18 protein-coding genes, 1 tRNA gene and 1 riboswitch are annotated in these 18,048 nt (G+C 70.1%); of the genes, 8 read left to right on the top strand and 11 right to left on the bottom strand.

Annotated features, from left to right (window positions below; all coding sequences use genetic code 11):
* The first annotated feature begins 2 nt into the window (after nt 1-2).
* From WFJ36_RS15295 to WFJ36_RS15310, 4 genes are all read left to right on the top strand, one after another.
* Nucleotides 3-76: transfer RNA gene (locus WFJ36_RS15295), tRNA-Gly, on the top strand.
* 354 nt (nt 77-430) lie between these two features.
* Nucleotides 431-1,840 carry a ferredoxin reductase family protein gene (locus WFJ36_RS15300; protein ID WP_292791062.1) on the top strand — a complete coding sequence of 470 codons (1,410 nt, stop codon included), beginning with the start codon at nt 431-433 and terminating at the stop codon, nt 1,838-1,840.
* 19 nt (nt 1,841-1,859) lie between these two features.
* Nucleotides 1,860-2,315 (top strand): FMN-binding protein, encoded by a 456-nt coding sequence (locus WFJ36_RS15305; protein WP_292791064.1) that lies wholly within the window; start codon nt 1,860-1,862, stop codon nt 2,313-2,315.
* Nucleotides 2,312-3,109, top strand: coding sequence for an FAD:protein FMN transferase (locus WFJ36_RS15310; RefSeq protein ID WP_071329328.1), 798 nt, complete (start codon nt 2,312-2,314; stop codon nt 3,107-3,109). The genes WFJ36_RS15305 and WFJ36_RS15310 overlap by 4 nt, the downstream gene beginning before the upstream one ends.
* Here the strand turns inward: WFJ36_RS15310 and WFJ36_RS15315 are convergent.
* Together WFJ36_RS15315 and WFJ36_RS15320 are read right to left on the bottom strand one after the other, a co-directional pair.
* Nucleotides 3,081-4,064 carry a sensor histidine kinase gene (locus WFJ36_RS15315; RefSeq protein WP_292791068.1) on the bottom strand — a complete coding sequence of 328 codons (984 nt, stop codon included), beginning with the start codon at nt 4,062-4,064 and terminating at the stop codon, nt 3,081-3,083. The genes WFJ36_RS15310 and WFJ36_RS15315 overlap by 29 nt on opposite strands.
* Nucleotides 4,061-4,735, bottom strand: a complete 675-nt coding sequence (locus WFJ36_RS15320) for a response regulator transcription factor (protein WP_071329428.1) — start codon at nt 4,733-4,735, stop codon at nt 4,061-4,063. The genes WFJ36_RS15315 and WFJ36_RS15320 overlap by 4 nt, the downstream gene beginning before the upstream one ends.
* A gap of 220 nt (nt 4,736-4,955) precedes the next feature.
* Between WFJ36_RS15320 and WFJ36_RS15325 the strand changes: the two genes are divergently transcribed.
* A complete protein-coding gene (locus WFJ36_RS15325) occupies nt 4,956-6,995 on the top strand; it encodes an MMPL family transporter (RefSeq protein ID WP_336643646.1) in 2,040 nt (679 codons plus the stop codon).
* On the opposite strand, the gene WFJ36_RS15330 is transcribed toward WFJ36_RS15325, so the two are convergent.
* The 5 genes from WFJ36_RS15330 to WFJ36_RS15350 all read right to left on the bottom strand — a co-directional run bounded on the left by WFJ36_RS15330 (nt 6,982) and on the right by WFJ36_RS15350 (nt 10,188).
* Entirely contained in the window at nt 6,982-7,830 is an 849-nt protein-coding gene (locus WFJ36_RS15330) for a F510_1955 family glycosylhydrolase (RefSeq protein WP_336643647.1), read from the bottom strand. The genes WFJ36_RS15325 and WFJ36_RS15330 overlap by 14 nt on opposite strands.
* Nucleotides 7,827-7,985: a hypothetical protein gene (locus tag WFJ36_RS15335; RefSeq protein ID WP_331201420.1), complete on the bottom strand. Its 159-nt coding sequence runs from the start codon at nt 7,983-7,985 to the stop codon at nt 7,827-7,829. Before WFJ36_RS15335 ends, WFJ36_RS15330 begins: the two co-directional genes overlap by 4 nt.
* A gap of 86 nt (nt 7,986-8,071) precedes the next feature.
* A riboswitch (guanidine-III (ykkC-III) riboswitch) is annotated at nt 8,072-8,135 on the bottom strand.
* A gap of 19 nt (nt 8,136-8,154) precedes the next feature.
* Entirely contained in the window at nt 8,155-8,727 is a 573-nt protein-coding gene (locus tag WFJ36_RS15340) for a dihydrofolate reductase family protein (RefSeq protein ID WP_336643648.1), read from the bottom strand.
* Nucleotides 8,724-9,338, bottom strand: coding sequence for a DUF1684 domain-containing protein (locus WFJ36_RS15345; RefSeq protein ID WP_071329333.1), 615 nt, complete (start codon nt 9,336-9,338; stop codon nt 8,724-8,726). The genes WFJ36_RS15340 and WFJ36_RS15345 overlap by 4 nt, the downstream gene beginning before the upstream one ends.
* Before the next feature lie 40 nt (nt 9,339-9,378).
* Nucleotides 9,379-10,188: a sugar nucleotide-binding protein gene (locus WFJ36_RS15350; protein WP_071329334.1), complete on the bottom strand. Its 810-nt coding sequence runs from the start codon at nt 10,186-10,188 to the stop codon at nt 9,379-9,381.
* A gap of 50 nt (nt 10,189-10,238) precedes the next feature.
* Between WFJ36_RS15350 and WFJ36_RS15355 the strand changes: the two genes are divergently transcribed.
* A complete protein-coding gene (locus WFJ36_RS15355; protein ID WP_292791088.1) occupies nt 10,239-11,264 on the top strand; it encodes an FUSC family protein in 1,026 nt (341 codons plus the stop codon).
* A 54-nt stretch (nt 11,265-11,318) separates the two neighbouring features.
* On the opposite strand, the gene WFJ36_RS15360 is transcribed toward WFJ36_RS15355, so the two are convergent.
* Nucleotides 11,319-11,972: an MIP/aquaporin family protein gene (locus tag WFJ36_RS15360; RefSeq protein ID WP_071329336.1), complete on the bottom strand. Its 654-nt coding sequence runs from the start codon at nt 11,970-11,972 to the stop codon at nt 11,319-11,321.
* Nucleotides 11,973-12,143: 171 nt separating this feature from the next.
* Here WFJ36_RS15360 and WFJ36_RS15365 point away from each other — a divergent pair, with 171 nt between their 5' ends.
* Nucleotides 12,144-13,502 (top strand): APC family permease, encoded by a 1,359-nt coding sequence (locus WFJ36_RS15365; protein WP_292791091.1) that lies wholly within the window; start codon nt 12,144-12,146, stop codon nt 13,500-13,502.
* A complete protein-coding gene (locus WFJ36_RS15370) occupies nt 13,486-13,695 on the top strand; it encodes a multidrug transporter (protein ID WP_071329338.1) in 210 nt (69 codons plus the stop codon). Before WFJ36_RS15365 ends, WFJ36_RS15370 begins: the two co-directional genes overlap by 17 nt.
* Before the next feature lie 76 nt (nt 13,696-13,771).
* Here the strand turns inward: WFJ36_RS15370 and WFJ36_RS15375 are convergent, their stop codons facing one another.
* From WFJ36_RS15375 to WFJ36_RS15385, 3 genes are all read right to left on the bottom strand, one after another.
* The gene (locus WFJ36_RS15375; protein ID WP_292791095.1) at nt 13,772-15,586 is read right to left on the bottom strand and encodes an acyltransferase family protein; all 1,815 of its coding nucleotides are present in this window, start codon (nt 15,584-15,586) and stop codon (nt 13,772-13,774) included.
* A 121-nt stretch (nt 15,587-15,707) separates the two neighbouring features.
* Complete coding sequence (corA, locus tag WFJ36_RS15380; RefSeq protein WP_071329340.1) at nt 15,708-16,724, bottom strand: magnesium/cobalt transporter CorA; 1,017 nt, start codon at nt 16,722-16,724, stop codon at nt 15,708-15,710.
* 28 nt (nt 16,725-16,752) lie between these two features.
* The gene (locus WFJ36_RS15385) at nt 16,753-18,033 is read right to left on the bottom strand and encodes a serine hydrolase domain-containing protein (protein WP_071329341.1); all 1,281 of its coding nucleotides are present in this window, start codon (nt 18,031-18,033) and stop codon (nt 16,753-16,755) included.
* Nucleotides 18,034-18,048 lie beyond the last annotated feature (15 nt).

An 18,048-nucleotide genomic window follows, 5' to 3' on the forward strand; every position in this document is an offset into this window, starting at 1 on the left:
ACGGGGCTGTAGTTCAATGGTAGAACTTCTGCTTCCCAAGCAGACAGCGCGGGTTCGATTCCCGTCAGCCCCTCCACCTGTGACTTCCCAAGCTGTTCCGGACACTCTGGAGCCGATCCAGACTGAGGATCTCGCTTCTGGAAGGACACCTCCAAGAGTCACGAACAGCAGGCCTCCCTGTCGCATGCGCCCCGATCCGCGGCGAGATCGATCCCTGCGCCGTCGGATGACGCGGAGGTGTCGAGCACGACCTGGCGGCACTGGGTGATCCGGTCGGCGCGTTGCTGCTCGGGCCATCGACATCCCGAACTCCCTGGCGATCGAGTCGGTCGTCTCGGAACGACCGGCATTGCCTGCGAATCACCTATGACAACGGTGTGCGCCTTGTTGTCTTAGAGCTCCCTCAGAGGACCGCGGGGACCATGTCGTCATGAGCACCCTCCACACAGCCCCCGTACTCACGCCGAGCGTGCATGTATCGAAGCCCCGGGTCGCCACCTCGTGGTGGCGAGTCGCCGCACTCGGCGTGATCTGGGCGACGAGCCTGTTCGTCGTCGCCCTGTGGGTAGCCGGGGGCGGGGTGACCGCTATCCTCGGTTTCTCTGCAGAGTCCGTGACCACTCTGGGAAGGCTCTCCGGGCTGGTGGCAGCGAACCTGCTGCTCTATCAGGTGTTGTTGATGGCGAAGGTCCCGCTGTTCGAGCGCGGGTTCGGTCGTGAGGGAATCACCCGGTTTCATCGACAGGTCGGCTTCTGGTCGTTCTGGTTGATGGGCGTGCACATCCTGCTGCTGGTCATCGGATATGCCGCGGCAGCAGGAGTGGGCCTGTGGGAGCAGCTGTGGAGTTTCGTCTGGGACTACCCGGGGATGCTGCTGGCCACCGCGGGAACCGGACTCCTCGTGATGGTCGTGGTCACCTCCATCCGCCGTGCCCGCCGCCGTCTGCGTTACGAGTCGTGGCATCTGCTACACCTGTACGCGTACCTGGGCGTCTTCCTCGCTCTGCCGCACCAGTTGTGGACGGGAGCGGACTTCCTCTCATCGACACCGGCCACGATCTACTGGTGGTCGCTGTGGGCTGTCGCAGCTGTAGCCGTCATCGTGTTCCGCGTCGTCGCACCGCTTGTCCGTTCCCATCGACACGCTCTCCGCGTCGACACCGTCGCACTCGACGGTGCAGCCGGTGTCACCGTGCGCGTGTCCGGTCGGGACCTCCGTGAGCTGAAGGCACGGGCCGGCCAGTTCTTCGTGTGGCGGTTCCTGGACGGGCCGGGATGGATGCGAGGGCACCCTTTCTCCCTCTCGGCTGCTCCGGGAGACACCTACGCACTCACAGCGCGCCTTGTCGGCGACGGCACGACGCGACTCGCGTCGTTGCGTCCGGGCACCCGAGTGTTGGTGGAGGGTCCGTTCGGGGAGATGACCGGAGATCGCCGCAGCGGCCGGAAGCTCCTCATGGTCGGTGCGGGAGCCGGAGTGGCCCCGCTCGTATCGCTTCTCGAGGCGGAGAGATACGAGTCAGGTGACGCGGCCCTGGTCGTCCGGGACACTGCGGACTCTGACGCCCTGCTGCGGGAGCCGATCTCGTCGCTGATCCGTGAGCGCGGGGTGCGTCACTTCCCGCTCACCGGCCCGCGCGCCGGCGGCAACTCCCCGTGGCTTCCGGCCACCCACACCGCCTGGAATGGCCCCGATCTGCTCCGCTACATCGCCCCTGACCCGGACGAGTACGACGTCTACCTGTGCGGCCCCGACGGGTGGATGCGCGCTCTACGAGAAGACCTCCGCGGCGCCGGCTTCATCGCCGACCGCATCCACTCCGAATCCTTCACCCCCTGAGCATCGAGGGAGCATCGCCATGAAGAAGATCATCTACGCACTCGTCGCGACACTGAGCGGGATCGTCCTCCTGTTCAGCTACCGCACCTCCCTCGACGCTGTTCCTCCCTCCGACATCGCCAGCCCCGCTAGCGGCACCACCCAGAGCACCAGCGGGTCGGCATCGACCGCCGCGGGCGGGACCACGGCGGGGCTCACGGACGGGACGTTCACCGGTGACACCATGCAGACGCGCTACGGTCCCGTCCAGGTGCAGATCACCGTGTCGGGAGGGAAGATCACCGACGCGCAAGCGCTCCGGTATCCCGACAGCAACGGTCGAGACCAACAGATCAACGCGCATGCGATCCCGTTACTGGTCTCCGAGACCGTCCAGGGCCAGAGCGCACACATCCAGATGGTGTCCGGCGCGACCTACACCAGCGACGGATACACGAGCTCGCTGCAGAGCGCTATCGATCAGGCACAACAATGACCGCTCCAGACATCCACGTGCACGTCGAGCACATCATGGGCACCGCCATCAGCATCCACATCGTCGACCCGCGTGACGACGCCGCCGCACGGGATGCGGTGCAGACGTGCGTCGCCGAGCTTTGCGACGTCGACCGCGTGTTCTCGCCCTACCGGGCCGACTCCGATATCAGTCGCATCCGGGCCGGCGCCCTCCGCATCCAGGATGCTGACCCGCGCGTGGCAGCGGTCGCTGCCGCGTGCGCCGACTACGAACACGCCACCGGCGGGCTCTTCTCCGCGTCGTGGAGGGGCGGGTTCGACCCCACCGGGTACGTCAAGGGCTGGGCGGTGGAGCACGCGAGCAGGCGTCACCTCGCCCCTCTTCTCGCATCGGCTCGGGCCGTCGGCATCAACGCCGGAGGGGACCTGCAACTGTTCACCGCACAGGGCTCGGACTGGGTCTGGGACGTGGGAATCGCAGACCCCCGCCGCCCCGGGAGCGTCCTCGCGACGATGCAGGTGACGAATGGTGCTGTGGCCACGTCCGGTCCGGCCGAACGCGGCAGCCACATCATCGATCCGCGCACCGGTCACCGCGCGCACGGCGTCGCCTCTGTCACCGTCGTCGCCGACAGTCTCGCGCACGCAGACGTCTGGGCGACAGCCGCCGTCGCCGCAGGCCCCTCCGACACCACCTGGATCGCCGCCTCCCACACCAAGACCGGGCTGCTCGTCACGGATGGCGGAGCGATAGCGCGGTGGATCGGCTCGACACCTGTCGAGGTCACCTCGGCGTCGTCGTGGGCAGCGTGAGGAGGAACACTGTCCCTCCCGGGGACGTCGATTCGACCACAACGCTTCCTCCGGCGCGCTGTGCGATATCCCGCACCAGCGAGAGCCCGATCCCGAATCCGCGCCCACGGCCGCTGTCGGGAGTGCGAGCGAACCTCTCGAACACCTCAGCGGGGTCGATACCGGAGATCCCCGCCCCATGATCCGCCACACGGATCTCTACCCCGCTGGCCAACCGCCGCGCTGAGAGCTCGATCGAGCCGCCGGCTGGTGAGTGCGCGACCGCGTTATCCAGGAGTGCGACCAGGGCCCGCACGAGAGTCACCGGCGGCACGGGCACGATGGCGTCCACGACGTCGACGTCGATCCTCACGCCCGCGTCGTCCGCCAGGGAGCGGATCGCGGCGGTGGCGTCGCGGGCGGCATCACCGAGGACTGCAGATTCCCCGGCGAACTCCTGTCCTTCTGCGACGAGGAGCATGTCGGAGAGGACGTCGCGCATGCGATCCGCGTCTCCTCGCAGCTCCCGCGCCGTCGCGGTCACGTCCTCGCCGCGGTGCAGACGGCGCTGCAGGATCTGGATCCGGCTCGTGAGCGCGGTCAGTGGCGTGCGGAGCTCATGGCTCGCGTCCGCGACGAACTGTCGTTGCCGGCGCAGAGCGTCGCTCAGCGGGAGTGCTGCTCGCCGCGCGGCGATACTCGCGACCACGGCGAGCAACAGCACCCCCACCAGGCCGAGCAGGACCACGGCGGGCACGAGAACACTGATGTCGACGACGAAGTCGTCGCCGGCCGCACCCGGGAACCATCCGCCCTCGTGCCTCTCACCCTCACGGCGCGACGACGACAGCACCACCGCGAGAAGAATCAGCACACCTCCGAGGACGATCACCCCGGACGAGACGCCCACCCAGACCGCGACGACCCGAGCGGCCCGCCGCACCTCCTCCGCATCCGGGTCTCTCTGCGCACTCATGACGGGTTCCCCGCCCGATACCCGCGCGCTCTGACCGTCTCGATCATCTCGGGAGTCGTCTTCTTCCGCACATAGTGCACATACGTGTCCACGGAACTCGCGGAATCACCGGCAGGGAACACTGCCCGGAGGATCTCTTCTCGACTGAACACATGGTCCGGACTCCCGCTGAGCACCTCCAGCAACGTGCTCTCCGTAGCCGTGAGCGCGATCCGGTACCCCGACGGGTCGAAGACCGCCTGTGCTGTCGGGACGAAACTCCACTCACCCAGCTCGCGCCGCGCCCCACCCGATTGGAAAGCGCGCTGCAGTGCGCGCAAGCGTGCCAGCAGCTCCTCGTAGTCGAACGGCTTGACCAGGTAGTCGTTCGCCCCACCGTCGAGCCCCGTGACCTTGTCATCCACCGCGCCCAGAGCCGTCAGCATGAGCACCGGGGTCGTGATCTGCGCCGTGCGCACCGCGCGAACAAGATCGACACCATCCATCCCCGGCAGCCGCCTGTCCACCACCATCAGGTCATACCGGTTACCCAGCGCCAAACGCAGAGCGACCCCGCCATCGGACGCATGATCGACCCGATATGCCTCCGACAACACCTCGACCGTCATCGCCGCGATATCCGGATCGTCCTCGACATACAGCACAGACGCGAGCTTCGAGGATCCCACCATGAGGTGATACTGCCACGCGCCACCCGCCTCACGCCATGACTCCCGACCTCTCTGATCCTCGCTGCGATGCGACCGCTTCGGCATGCCCAACGCCGCCCGACCGGCATCCATCGAAAGAGGGAGACTTCCCTCCATCGTCTTGACGATGTCGCCGCACGACGCTCCTGGTGGAGTGGCAGGTATGGCAGATTCTCGCGCTCTTCGGCGCTTTCCTGAGTGGATGACCTCCCGTGGCGGCGCTTGGATCACGCTCGGCGCGGTCCTCCTGATCATGATGACTCTCTTCGGCCTGTTCGGGTCGGCGAAGGCACCCGCCGGCAACGAGCAGGCCCCCGCAGGGTCGGAATCGGCGCGCACGAGCGCGCTGTTGGCGGAGTTCCCGAACGCGGATCGGCAGTCCGTGATCGTGGTCGCGTCGCGCGACGACGGCGCGACGCTCTCGGCACCCGACGTCGCCGCGCTCGAAGGCCTCCTCCCGGTGCTCGGCTCGCACGCGGACGCGGATCCGACCGGGCCTCTCGTGAGCGAGGACGAGAAGGCCGCGGTTCTCGTGACACCGATCGCGGTCGGCCAGACGAGCACCGACACCGCCGCTGTGGTCGCGGCGCTCCGCGCCGACATCGACGAGCACGCACCGGACGGGATTACCCTGCTCGTGACCGGCGGACCGGCGTTCGGCGCCGATATCGCCGCCTCCTTCGAAGGCGCCGACTTCACTCTGCTCCTCGTGACCGTCCTGATCGTCGCGGTGCTCCTCATCGTCACGTACCGATCGCCGGTGCTGTGGCTGCTGCCGCTCGCCGCCGTCGGCCTGGCAGACGGGCTCGCCGGACGACTGACCGCGGCTGCCGGTTCCGCGTGGGACCTGCAGTTCGATGCCGGGATCATCAGCGTCCTCGTCTTCGGCGCCGGGACCAATTACGCCCTGCTCCTGATCTCGCGGTATCGGGAGGAGCTCACCACCACGACGGACCACCGCCGCGCGCTCAGCACGGCCTGGCGCCGGACCGCTCCGGCAATCCTCGCCTCGAACCTCACGGTCGTCCTCGCCCTCCTGACACTCGCCCTGGCGGTGATCCCCGGCACGCACGGACTCGGCGTCTCGTCCGCCATCGGGCTGCTGGTCGCCCTGGCGTCCGTCCTCTTCCTGCTGCCTCCCCTGCTGGCGGTGTGCGGACGGAAGGTGTTCTGGCCGTTCGTCCCTCGTCCCGGAGCTGCCGCACGGCGCGGCGGAGTGTGGCGGACGATCGCGACGCGCGTCGTGAGCCGGCCGGTCGTGAGCCTCCTCGGGGGTGCAGCCCTGCTGGCCGTGATGACGGTCGGCCTCGTCGGGACGACCGTCGGGCTCGACCAGGTCGACAAGTTCCGGGTCCCGTCCGAGTCCGCGACGGGTCTCGAGGTGCTCTCGAAGCACTTCCCGGCAGGGGAGGCGCAGCCGATCCTCATCGTCACGGACAGCGGCGAAGCCGAAGCCGTCCTCACCGCGGCGCGCGACGTGGAGGGCATCGTCCGCGCCACTCCGGTCGGGACGACGGACGACGAGAAGCTCACGAAGATCCTGGTGACCAGCGAATATGCGCCCAGCACCGACGACAGCCTGGCTCAGATCACGGAACTCCGGGCCGCCGTGCACGATGTGCCGGGGGCGGGGGCGGTCGTCGGCGGCGCGGTGGCGACGGATCTCGACGCCCGTGCCGGGAACCTCGCGGACCTCGGCGTCGTGGTGCCCCTGGTCCTGGCGGTGAGCTTCCTGGTGCTGGCGTTCCTGCTGCGGTCGCTGGTCGCGCCGCTGCTGCTGCTCGCCGTCAACGTGGCGAGTGCCGTGGCCGCCATCGGCGCCGGGGCCTGGCTCAGTCGCTTGCTGTTCGGGCAGGACGCACTCGATCTCCCCGTCCCGCTGCTGGCCTTCTTGTTCCTGGTCGCCCTCGGCATCGACTACACGATCTTCCTCGTCCATCGCGCCCGGAGCGAAGCGGCGCTGCGGGGCACGAGGGACGGCATGGTGGAAGCGGTTGCTCACACCGGCGGCGTCATCACGAGCGCCGGGATCGTGCTCGCCGCCGTGTTCGCGGCACTCGGCGTCCTGCCGCTGGTCACCCTCGGGCAGCTCGGGCTGATCGTCGGGGTCGGCGTGATCGTCGACACGCTGGTGGTCAGGACCGTGATCGTCCCTGCGCTGTTCGCTCTCGTCGGCGACCGCATCTGGTGGCCGGGGCGACCGGCCTCCCGGCGGGCCGCCCCCGACCTCACTCGCGGATGAGCGACACGAGCACGGTCTCCCCGTCCGGCGCGATGTCCACCACGCCGCGCTCGTCGACGATCACGATCCGCTCCGCGCCGACCGCGCTCAACGCCTGCACAGGGCCCTCGGCGACCCCCACCGTCGCCCAGGCCCCGTCGGCGTCCGTCGCCCACAGAGCACCCTCCACATCGACGCCGACGAGACGACCGTCCGCCCGTGCGTCGACGGAGTACAGCACCGGCGCCCCGGCGAGTGCTTCGAAACCCGCTCGCCCGTCGCTGCTGTGCAGGAGCCCCGACTCCGTCGCCGCGTGGATCCCGGCATCCGTCACCGCGAGGTCGACCGCCTCCAGCTGCGGCCCCTTGCTCCAGGTGACGCCCTCATCGACGCTCGTCAGCAGCTCCGGACCGCTCGACCCGATGCCGTAGAGGGTGCCGTCCGGACCGGCCGTCAGGACGTGGAAGTCCTCGACCCCGGTGAAGGCGACCGGAGCCCAGGTCTGGCCCCCGTCGTCGCTGCGGATGATGCCGAGATTCCCCTCACCGAGGTCGGGCGATGTGGACGGCCCGGGGTGTCCGGAGGCGAAGAGCGTCCGCCCTGCGACCGTGAACCCCATCGCGTCGAAGTCATGGCCGCCGACGGGTCCCGCAAGGGCACCGTCCGCGTCCACGGTGAAGACACCGTTGTGCGTGGCGATGAGCAGCGCGTCACCCGTGGGCGCCTCGGCCACGGCGTGGACGTGCTCGATCACCGGTGGTCCGGACTCCGGCGCCTCCGACGCCGCGCATCCGGTCAGGAGCATGAGCATCCCCCCGAGGGCGCCGGCCGTCGACACGCGCGCTCCGCGCTTCATCGCTGTCCCCGATAGAGGCCGCGGAGCACGACCACGGCGACGAAGGAGATCGCGACCCCGGCGGCCACGATCAGGCTGGTGAAGACCACTTCCATCGCATGGATCGTGGCCTCATCGACGAGCGGCTCGGGGCCGCGTCCCGGACGGATGTTCATGTGCTGTCCTTCTCTGCTCGCGCGGAGGGCGCACAAGAAGGACCTCGACCGCACGGTTCCCGCGCTGAGACACCCGACGACCCTTCTTGGTCAGTCTTGTCGCTCAGCGGGTACTGCGCCCTCGTCCGCGGGCCCGGTTGCGGGCTTGCGCATACCGTACCAGGGCACTCTATGCAGGGAGCACTTCGGCAGGCCGATACCGCTGCGCGACGGCGCCGGAGCGGAACTCCCGCCGCTCCACGAGCTCAAGCCGAAGACGCTCGTGCACGCCATCGAGCAGCCGGGGACCATGCCCCGCGACGACCGGGTGGACCACGAACAGGTACTCGTCGATCAGCCCGAGGTCCGCGAGCGCCGCGGGCAGAGCCACTCCGCCGACCGACAAGCCCTCCCCCGGCTGATCCTTCAGCCCCCGCACGGCCTCGGCGAGGTCGCCGCGCACGAGGTCCGCGTTCCAGTCGACGGCATCGAGCGTCGCCGACACCACGTGCTTCGGCAGGCGATCGATGGTCTCGGCGAAGGGCGTCTCCCACTCCTCCATCCAGTCCGGCCAGACCCCGGATTCCGGACGCCGCCACGCGGCCCGCATCATGTCGTACGTCACCCGACCGTAGAGAAGGGCGTCGGCGCGCTGCAGCTCCGCGGTCCAGAAGCGCATCGACTCCTCGTCGGGCGGGAGTCCGGCTTCGTGATGGCAGCAGCCGTCGAGCGTCACGTTGATCGCGTACCGCAGCGCTCTCATCGGAGCTCTCCGACCGGGATCGGCACCGTCAGCACGTTGCCGGGTGGCGCCAGCGGGCACGCCCACGCCGGGTCGTAGGCGCAGGATGGGTTGTACGCGAAGTTGAAGTCGAGCACGAGCGTGCCGCGGCGCGGGTCGGCCCCGAGGTCAGCGCCCTTGATCGTGTCGATGAGGTACCGCCCGCCGCCGTACGTCCCCCCGCTCTGCCCGGCGGAGGCATCGCGCACCGGCACGAACAGGCCGCCACCGTAGGAGGCGAGCCGCCACACGTCGAGAGACCCGACGTCAGGGATCTCCACGACGCCGACGCGCTCGAACGGCACGATGCCGTCCGTCCCCGTCGCGAACTCGAACGTGGCCGGATCGGTGTCGAGGATCGGGAGCTCGAACCGCCAGGCGGCGTCGTACGAGGCGATCGGCAGCCCCTCGAACTGCGCCCTGTCCTGCGGGAGGAGGGGCGTCGCCGGGTGCCGCAGCAGCAGCTCGTCGCGCTCGATCCGCCACAGCTCGTGCGCCTCCTCCGGGGAGTCGGCCCGTCGCACCGCTTCGTACAGGGCGAACACCCGTCGCCGCCAGTCGACGACCTCGACGGCCGTCTGCGCATTCGTCATGCGCCCACGGTACGCCGGACGACGGACGCTCGGAACGGTCTCAGTCCCTCGCGATCATCTCCGCATAGCCGTCCTCGTAGGTCGGGTAGTCGAGCCTGCCGAGGACCGCCTCCACCAGCGAGCCGTCGTAGACGAAGCCGCTCGCCGCACCGCCGTCGTCCGGGGGCACGGGCACGCCGAGGCGGTCGGCGAGGAAGGTCACGACGTCTCCCAGCGGAGCAGGCGCCTGGTCGACGGCGTGCACGAGCGCCGGGGGCTCCGGCATCCGCAGCAGCAGGTCGAGAATGCGTACGAGATCGGTCTCGTGGATGCGGTTCGTGCGCCGGCGGTGCGTGACGGGAGCCCCCTGCCTGACCTTCCGGAGGAGGAACTCGCGCCCGGGGCCGTAGATGCCCGCGGGACGCACGACCAGCGCATCGAAGAGCTCGACGGCCGCCTTCTCGCCGTCCCGCAGACCGCGGCCCCGGTCGGTGGTGGGCACCGGCTCGATGCGCTCGGTCACAGGCTCGGCACTCCCGGTGCCGTCGAACACCCCGGTGGACGAGACGAACACCGTCCGCGCCGGCCGGGTCGGCAGCGCTGCCGCGAGGTTCGCGAGCGCCGTGCGATACGACGACACGTCCGGCCCGGGCGGCAGCGTCATCACGACGGCGTCGACCTCGGGCAGCGGCGCCGTGAGCGGAGCGGTCAGGTCGGCCGAGATCGCTTCGACACCGTCCGGCACGGGTCCTTCACGGCGGCGGAGGGCCAGGACCTCACCGCCGTCCGCGAGGAGCAGCGGAGCGAGCCGGGTGCCGAGCTTCCCGAAGCCGACCAGGAGGGTGCGGCGCGGCGGAGGCGGAGTGGTCATCCCTCCCACCCTCGCACATCGTCGCCGGGCGACGGACGTAGGCTTGATCGGTGACGGAATCGCAGGGACGGGTGTGGACGGGAGTTCTCCGCGTCGGCCCGCACCGCGGGGATCACCGGGTCGCCCTGCGCGCCGCGGTCAGTGTCGCCGTCCCGCTCCTCGTGCTGTGGGCCGTCGGCCGGCTCGACCTCAGCATCTATGCGAGCTTCGGTGCCTTCGCCGCTCTCTACGGTCGGCACGACGTCTTCCGCGACCGGATCCGCATGCAGGCCAGTGCCGGCGGGGTGCTACTCGGCGCGATGCTGATCGGCACGGCCCTGTCGGTCCTCGCCGCCCCCGCCGTGCTGAGCATCGTCGTCGTCGCACTCGTCGCTGCGGCCGTGACGCTGCTGGCCTACGTCCTGCAGTGGCACCCGCCCGGGCCGCTGTTCACGGTCTTCGCGACCGGGGCGTGCGCGACCATCCCCGCCACCGGCGCCTCCTTCGGCGCGGTCCTGCTCGTCGGCGGGGCGAGCGTGCTCTTCGGCCTCGCCCTCACCGCCCTCGTCGCCCTCGTCACCCGGACCACGGCGGAGGCGGCACAGAAGGCGCGCCCGTCCGTCGGGCCGGTCGCCGCCGAGATGGCCGCCTCGGTCGCCGCCGCGATCGTCGGAGCGGGCGTGGTCGGCCTGCTCCTCGGCGGCACCCACTGGTACTGGGCAGCGGTCGGCGCGGTGGCCGCGGTCAGCGGCGCGCAGCTCAACGCCCGCGTGATCCGCGGCATCCAGCGCCTCGTCGGCACGCTGCTCGGCGTGCTGGTCGCCGCCGGGATCCTCGCCCTCGACATGCCGGCGCTCGCCGTGATCGCCGTCGTCGTGGTCCTGCAGGGAACGGCCGAACTGTTCATCGGCCGCAACTACGGCATCGCGATGGTGTTCGTCACCCCGCTCGCCCTCCTGATGGTGCACCTGGCCGCGCCGACTCCGGTCGCCGACCTGCTGACCGACCGCGTTCTGGAGACGATCATCGGCGTGGTCGTCGGAACGGTGGTGGCCGTCACGTCCGCGGCGCTGCGCCGACGGAGCCGACCCCGCTGACGAGACGACGAAGCGCCGCACCCGGGAGGGATGCGGCGCTCCGAGGCGAGGCTTCTACTCGGCGTCCGCGGCGATCTTCCGCGCATCGTCGGCGTTGAGCACGCGGAACAGCAGGGCGGCGATGATGGCACCGACCGCGGGAGCCACGATGTACAGCCAGAGCGAGCCCCACGCGAAGTGCCCGCTGACCGAGAGGCCGAGGGCCACCGCCGGGTTGAATCCGCCACCCGAGATGGAGCCGACCGTCGCCGCCCCGACGAAGACGGTCGCACCGATCGCGAGCCCGTAGAACGAGTTGCCCGCCGTGTCCTTCGAGGTGGCGGAGTTCAGCACGACCCAGACGAGGATCAGCGTGAACAGCGCCTCGACGAGGAATGCCGGACCGACCTCGATGACCATCGCCTTCTCGCCGGCCGGCCAGACGGCGAGGGCCACGACAGCCGCGAGCGCCCCGCCGGCGAACTGCGCGACGAGGTACGAGACGAAGTCGGCGACGCTGAGCCCGCCGCGCAGGAACACGCCCAGCGAGACCGCCGGGTTGAGGTGGGCACCCGAGATGTGGCCCGTGGAGTACACGAGCACCATCAGTGTGAAGCCGATCGCGAGCGGAGTGAGCGGGCTTCCGCTGTTCACCGCGGCGATGATCGCGAGGACGAAGAGGAACGTGGCGACCGCTTCCGCGAGCGCCTTGCGAGGTGTACCGATCATGATGGTGTCCTTCTGTGGGATCGCAGGCGGCCCCCCGTCTCCCCGGAACGGCCCGGGCGACGACCCGCCTTGCGGCACCGAGGATAGCGCGCGGTCGGCTCTCGCTGGCTCATTGGCGGCGGCACTGTCAAGCCCGTCGCCCGCCGTAGCTCCGGACCGTACCGTGCAAGGATGACCGTCCAGACCGAGCCGCGCGCCGAGACACCCACCCGGTTGCGCCGCGCCATCACCGGCCCCCTGCTGTTCGCGTTCATCCTCGGCGACGTCCTCGGCGCGGGGATCTACGCGTTGATGGGCGTGCTGTCGGAAGACGTGGGCGGCCTGCTCTGGGCACCGCTGGTCCTCGCCCTCCTCCTCGCCATGCTCACCGCAGGGTCGTATGCCGAGCTCGTCACCAAGTACCCGCGCGCGGGCGGGGCCGCGGTGTTCGCCGAGCGGGCGTTCCGCAGCCCGCTGGTGTCCTTCCTCGTCGGCTTCAGCATGCTCGCGGCCGGGGTGACGAGCGCGGCCGGGCTGGCCATCGCCTTCGCCGGCGACTACCTCAGCACCTTCGTCGACCTGCCGACCATCCCGGTCGCGATCGTCTTCCTCGCGATCGTCGGGCTGCTCAACGCCCGCGGCATCCGCGAGTCGATGGGCGCGAACCTCGTGATGACGGCGATCGAGCTCAGCGGCCTCGTGATCGTGATCGTCGTCGTGGCGGTGTTCGTCGGCGGCGGGGGCGGCGATCTGTCCCGGGCGACGCAGGTGCCCGAGGGGGCGAACGTCGCATTGGCGGTCCTCTCCGGCGCGGTGATCGCGTACTACTCGTTCGTCGGCTTCGAGACCTCGGCCAACATGATCGAAGAGGTCAAGGACCCGCGGCGGACCTACCCGCGCGCGTTGTTCGGGGCGCTCCTCACCGCCGGTGTCGTGTACGTGCTCGTCGGCATCGCCAGCGCCGTCGCCCTGCCGGCCTCCGAGTTGCAGGAGTCCAGCGGTCCGCTGCTCGCGGTCGTCGAGGCCACCGGGGTCAGCGTCCCGTCGTGGCTGTTCAGCCTCATCGCGCTCATCGCCGTCGCCAACGGAGCCCTGCTGACGATGATCATGGTCAGCCGCCTCACCTACGGCATGGCGGAGCAGAACCTCCTGCCGTCCGCGCTCGGGCGCGTCCTGCCGAGGCGGAAGACCCCGTGGGTCGCGATCCTCACCACGACGCTCGTGGCGATGGGCCTCACACTGGTCGGAGACCTCGCGACGCTCGCCGAGACCGTCGTGCTGCTGCTGCTGGTCGTCTTCCTCAGCGTCAACATCTCGGTGCTGGTCCTGCGCCGCGACACGGTCGCGCACGACCACTTCCGCGTATGGACGTTCGTCCCGGTGCTCGGCATCGCGTCGTGCATCCTGCTGCTCACCCAGCAGCGCCCGCAGGTGTGGCTGTTCGGCGCCATCCTCCTCGCCGTCGGCGGTGTGCTCTACGCTGTCGCCCGGTGGACCCGCAACCGCTCGAAGACCGCCGACACGAAGGAGAGCCATGAGCACGCCCGATGACACCGCCGACGAGACGTTCGAGCAGAACCGTCACGATCAGTTGACCTCGGCCCCCGACGCCACGGAGGCCGACGCCGCGCCTCGCGTGGACGTCTCGGAGCACGACGGCAACACCCGCATCGACATCCGAGACGACGCCGAGGTGCGTCCCGGCCCTGGTCCCGGCATGCCCGAGGCCGACGGGGAGGACTGACCCCGCACGCACGAGCGCCGGCTCGCTTCAGGGTCATGTCGCGTTCGCGGTGGACCCGTGCAACCCGCAGAGTCGCTCAGCGCGCGCCCGGCCCTGCGACACGCGCCGCGGCGATCGCGCGACGGACGACGTCCGTATAGATCTGCCCGCCCTCCGGCTGGGGATGGATCCCGTCGCGAGCGAGTGCGCCCGGGCGGCTGGTGATCGCAGCATCCCAATCCGCGACCACCGTCCGCGGGGACCTCGCCGCGAAGGCAGCGAGCGCCGCATTCGCGGCGGCGATCCATCCGCGGTCGGCGTGGCCGGTCACCAGCACGAGAACACGGTCGGGGCCGATCCTCGCCCGAGCCTTCTCGAGGACTCCGATCGGGATCTCGCCGTTCGTCGCCAGACCGATCACCACATACCGCCGGAGGGTGCCGGCATCGGCCTGGCGTCCCAGGATATCCGGAGCCGCCCATATGCTCCGCGACACGGCAGCATCGATGGCGATCCCCGGGAATCCCCGCTGCAGAGCCGGCGCGGCCGCGAGCATGACGGAGTCCCCGATGGCGGTGATGTCCGTCCCCCGTACCGCGGGCGTCCGCGGTGCGGGGGACGATGACGACGGGGGCTTGGGAGGCGCCGGCGTGTCTGTCGCCGGCGCGCTGCTCTCGGCGGCGGAGGGCAGCGCCTCCACCGCTTGCCTTCCGCGTGCCACGAGCTGCTCCGCCTCCGACGCATCGCCTCGCACCACCGCGATCCCGAGAGCGGCGATCACGAGGACCCCCGCCAGCGCACCGGCGGCGACCCGCGTCGCCCTTCGGGGCCGATCCGCGCGAGGTCCTGACCGCGGCGCGCGCCGGAAGGGGCTCTCGATGAAGACGTACGAGGCGGCCGCCGCGGCGACGCTCAGCGCGACCGTTGCGAGCACGAGCAGCGGGGTGGCGCCGACGAGTGGGGTGGCGCCGAGGATCAAGAGCAGGGGCCAGTGCCAGAGGTAGAGCGCGTAGGAGCGTTCGCCCACCCAGCGGAGGGGCCGCATGTCGAGGCAGCGCCCGAGCGCCGGCACCGTCGCTGCCGACCACACGAGACCGGCGGCGGCGACGCTCGACAGCAGCAGACCTCCCCGTGTCGGGAGTCCCCCCGCGGACGACAGCGTGAGGGCGATCACGATGAGGGTCCCCAGGGCGGCGCTCCCGATGAGGGTGCGGAAGACGCGAGAGCGACGGGACGGCACGGCGAGGTCATCCGGCCCCAGGGCGAGCGCGAGCGCCGCGCCGATCAGCAGCCCGAAGGCGTGCGTGTCCGTGCCGAAGTAGGCCCGGGTCGGAGAGCCGAACGGGTCTCCGCTCAGCGCCCCCATCGCAACGGCGGAGACGGCTGCCAGCCCCAGAGCGACGACCGAGAGGGAGCGTCGGCGGATCCGGAAGCAGACAAGAGCGAGCACGACCAGCAGCGGGCTCAGGACATAGAACTGCTCCTCGACCGCGAGGGACCAGAGGTTCATGAAGATGTCGGGCTGCTCGTCGGCGAAATAATCCCCGTCGGCGGCGATCGACACCCAGTTGAAGCTGAAGGTGAGCGCGCCGATGAGCTGGCGCCGGATACCGGTCAACAGGTCCGAATCGACCGCGAACGCCAGCGGCACGATGACGGCGATCATCGCCGCGAGGGCAGGGAGGATGCGTCGGGCGCGCCGTACCCAGAAGGCCCCCAACCTGATCCGGCCCGTGGCGGCCAGCTCCCTCAGCAGCAGGCGGGTGACGATGAACCCGCTCACGACGAAGAACACATCGACCCCGATCAACCCGCCGGGGACCGCCGCCGGCACCAGGTGGAATCCCAGAACCGCGACGACGGCGAGCGCCCGGAGGCCGGTGAGGCCACGCACGTGGGAGCGTTCGGGCACGCGAGCACGGGACAGGGGTTCCGAAGGGAGCATCACCAGTCCTCAGGAGATCAGCCGGAACGGATACGTCTAACATGTTAGAGGGTATCCGAACGAATCGATCTCCGCGATGCCGGCGACGCTACAGCCAGCCTTTGCGCTTGAAGGCCGCGTACAGTCCGACCCCCATCGCCACCATGAGCAGCACCGCCATCGGGTACCCGAACACCCAGTGCAGCTCGGGCATATGGTCGAAGTTCATGCCGTAGACCGTGCCGACGAGCGTCGGAGCGAAGAGGATGGCCGCCCACCCGGAGATCTTCTTCACCTCGTCGTTCTGGCGGATGCTCAGTTCCGTCATCCGGCGCATCTCGTCGTTCTGCCGACGCGCGACGATGGTCGACTCGACCGTGAGGGCGTTGTCGAGCACCGAACGGAAGGTCGTCGCCTTGTCGCTCACACGCAGCGTGTGGTCGAGGACATCCCGCAGGTACCGCTGCAGCTCCTCGCTCACGCGGTACTTCTCCGACCCGCGCAGCAACGCCTCCAGCATGCCGGCCAGTGGCTGGGTCGCCCGCTGGAAGTCGATCACCTCGCGACCGAGATCATAGATCCGCTGCGTGGCATCCGCGTCTTCCTCGAAGAGCTGACCCTCGATCTCGTCGATGTCGTTCTCGAGGCCGGCCAGGACCGGCGAGTACTCGTCGACCACCTCGTCGAGGATCGCGTAGAGCACCGCCTCGGGGCCATGAGCGAGCAGAGCGGGATCGGCCTCGAGCCGGCGCCGCACCCGACCGAGGTCCGGCGACTCCGCATGACGGATCGTCACGACGAAATCCGGCCCGACCAGCACGTGCACCTCGCCGAACTCGACCTCCTCGCGCTCGTCGAGGTAGCGCGCGGGCCGGAGGACCATGAACAGCACATCGCCGTACCGCTCCAGCTTGGCGCGCTGATGCCCGGAGAGCGCGTCCTCCACGACGAGCTCGTGGATGCCGAACTCGTCGGCGACGGCCCTGACCTCCTCCGCGCTCGGCCGGTAGAGGCCGATCCACCCCATGCCCCGCCGTTCCCGGATCCGCTCGAACGTGTCGTTCAGGCTGCCGGGATCCTCGGCGCGCACACCGTCGACGTAGACGGCGTTGTCCACGATCGCCATACGGCCCTCCTGCTCGTCCGGGCTCCGCTCAGCCGGCCGGGGGGACGCACACGAGCGCGGCGTCCGTGGTGGCCTTGTGGTACTGCTCGGCCGTGTAGGGCAGACCGAACTCGGGAGCCGTCTCGCCGGATGCCGCGGGAGCCTTGGAGGCGATCGCGGCCAGCTCCCAGGAGAGCTGCTGAGCGAAGCGTGCCCCGGCGGTGGAATCGTTCAGCACGACGGCCACGGTGAAGCCGGTCGTCGGGTCCGAGTACGCCGCCGTCGCATAGCCGGGAGTCCAGCCGTGCTGACCGATCATGGAGCCGACGATGTAGGCGCCACCCGTCGCCTGGTACCACGACGGCGCCTTGTCGTAGGCGGGCAGCGGCGCCCCGAAGCGGTCCGGCTCGTCCTTGGTGCGCAGCACCTGCTTGGCCTCGGCCTGCATGTACCGGCCGAGATCGGTGATCGTCGACACCGCTCCCGAGTCGGTGAACCCGGTGCTGGAGGACATCGTCGTGATGTCGATGGGCGCTGCGCAGTTGAAACCGCCCTCGACCGCTCCCATGTAGTGCCCGCTGAGCGACGACCCCTCCGACGGCGGCGCCGCGGCGGGCGACGGCAGCGAGGTGTCGGCGAGCGCCAGCGGCTCGGTGACGTACTCGGCGATCAGTTCGCGCGCACTCATCCCCGAGGCGCGCTCCAGCGCGAGGCCGAGGAGGAGGTAGCCGGCGTCGGAGTCGCGGAACGTGGTCTGCGGAGCGATGCGGGCGCGGCCGAGACCGTAACCCGCGAGTTCGAGGGGCGCCCAGACCCGCTCCGGGGTGTTCAGCCACGCGCTCTTGACCGTCGCCTCGGAGGAGCCGGCGCCGCTGGTGCCGTTGCACAGGTCGACGAGGGTGACGTCGGACATGTCGGCGACACCGGAGACGTATTCCGGCACCGTCGCGTCGAGCTCGACGGTGCCCTCGTCCGCGAGCGCGTAGAGGACGTCGCAGGTCATCAGTCGCGTGATGTCCGCGATGCGGAAGGACATGTCGGTCGAGAGCTCGCCGCCCTCCGCCTTGTCCTGCGTGCCCGTAGCGGCGACCCAGGTGCCGCTCCACGGCACCCAGACCCCGACGATCGCCCCGCTGGCCCCGGAGGCCGCGAGCGCGTTGTCGACCGCGCCCTGCAGCGCCGCGACCGTGTCGTCGGGAAGCGTGGCGTCGACCTGCGCGGGCGGCGTATAGCTGAAGGAGCCCTCGGAGGAGCATCCGGTGAGGACGAGACCGAGAACGGCCGCCGTGGCCGCTGCGGCGCGCCACCGGCGCGACGAGAGAAGCTGCATGTGTGGGAACCCCCG

This window comes from Microbacterium sp. MMO-113, from assembly GCF_037148555.1.
Classification (GTDB): domain Bacteria; phylum Actinomycetota; class Actinomycetes; order Actinomycetales; family Microbacteriaceae; genus Microbacterium.

Coding starts and splice junctions, on each gene's coding strand:
- WFJ36_RS15315 (WP_292791068.1), bottom strand. CDS start 4,064: ATGAGTGCGCAGAGAGACCCGGATGCGGAGGAGGTGCGGCGGGCCGCT.
- WFJ36_RS15350 (WP_071329334.1), bottom strand. CDS start 10,188: ATGACCACTCCGCCTCCGCCGCGCCGCACCCTCCTGGTCGGCTTCGGG.
- corA (WP_071329340.1), bottom strand. CDS start 16,724: ATGGCGATCGTGGACAACGCCGTCTACGTCGACGGTGTGCGCGCCGAG.
- WFJ36_RS15370 (WP_071329338.1), top strand. CDS start 13,486: ATGAGCACGCCCGATGACACCGCCGACGAGACGTTCGAGCAGAACCGT.
- WFJ36_RS15365 (WP_292791091.1), top strand. CDS start 12,144: ATGACCGTCCAGACCGAGCCGCGCGCCGAGACACCCACCCGGTTGCGC.
- WFJ36_RS15340 (WP_336643648.1), bottom strand. CDS start 8,727: ATGAGAGCGCTGCGGTACGCGATCAACGTGACGCTCGACGGCTGCTGC.
- WFJ36_RS15385 (WP_071329341.1), bottom strand. CDS start 18,033: ATGCAGCTTCTCTCGTCGCGCCGGTGGCGCGCCGCAGCGGCCACGGCG.
- WFJ36_RS15360 (WP_071329336.1), bottom strand. CDS start 11,972: ATGATCGGTACACCTCGCAAGGCGCTCGCGGAAGCGGTCGCCACGTTC.
- WFJ36_RS15345 (WP_071329333.1), bottom strand. CDS start 9,338: ATGACGAATGCGCAGACGGCCGTCGAGGTCGTCGACTGGCGGCGACGG.
- WFJ36_RS15310 (WP_071329328.1), top strand. CDS start 2,312: ATGACCGCTCCAGACATCCACGTGCACGTCGAGCACATCATGGGCACC.
- WFJ36_RS15320 (WP_071329428.1), bottom strand. CDS start 4,735: ATGGTGGGATCCTCGAAGCTCGCGTCTGTGCTGTATGTCGAGGACGAT.
- WFJ36_RS15335 (WP_331201420.1), bottom strand. CDS start 7,985: ATGAACATCCGTCCGGGACGCGGCCCCGAGCCGCTCGTCGATGAGGCC.
- WFJ36_RS15300 (WP_292791062.1), top strand. CDS start 431: ATGAGCACCCTCCACACAGCCCCCGTACTCACGCCGAGCGTGCATGTA.
- WFJ36_RS15325 (WP_336643646.1), top strand. CDS start 4,956: ATGACCTCCCGTGGCGGCGCTTGGATCACGCTCGGCGCGGTCCTCCTG.
- WFJ36_RS15330 (WP_336643647.1), bottom strand. CDS start 7,830: ATGAAGCGCGGAGCGCGCGTGTCGACGGCCGGCGCCCTCGGGGGGATG.
- WFJ36_RS15305 (WP_292791064.1), top strand. CDS start 1,860: ATGAAGAAGATCATCTACGCACTCGTCGCGACACTGAGCGGGATCGTC.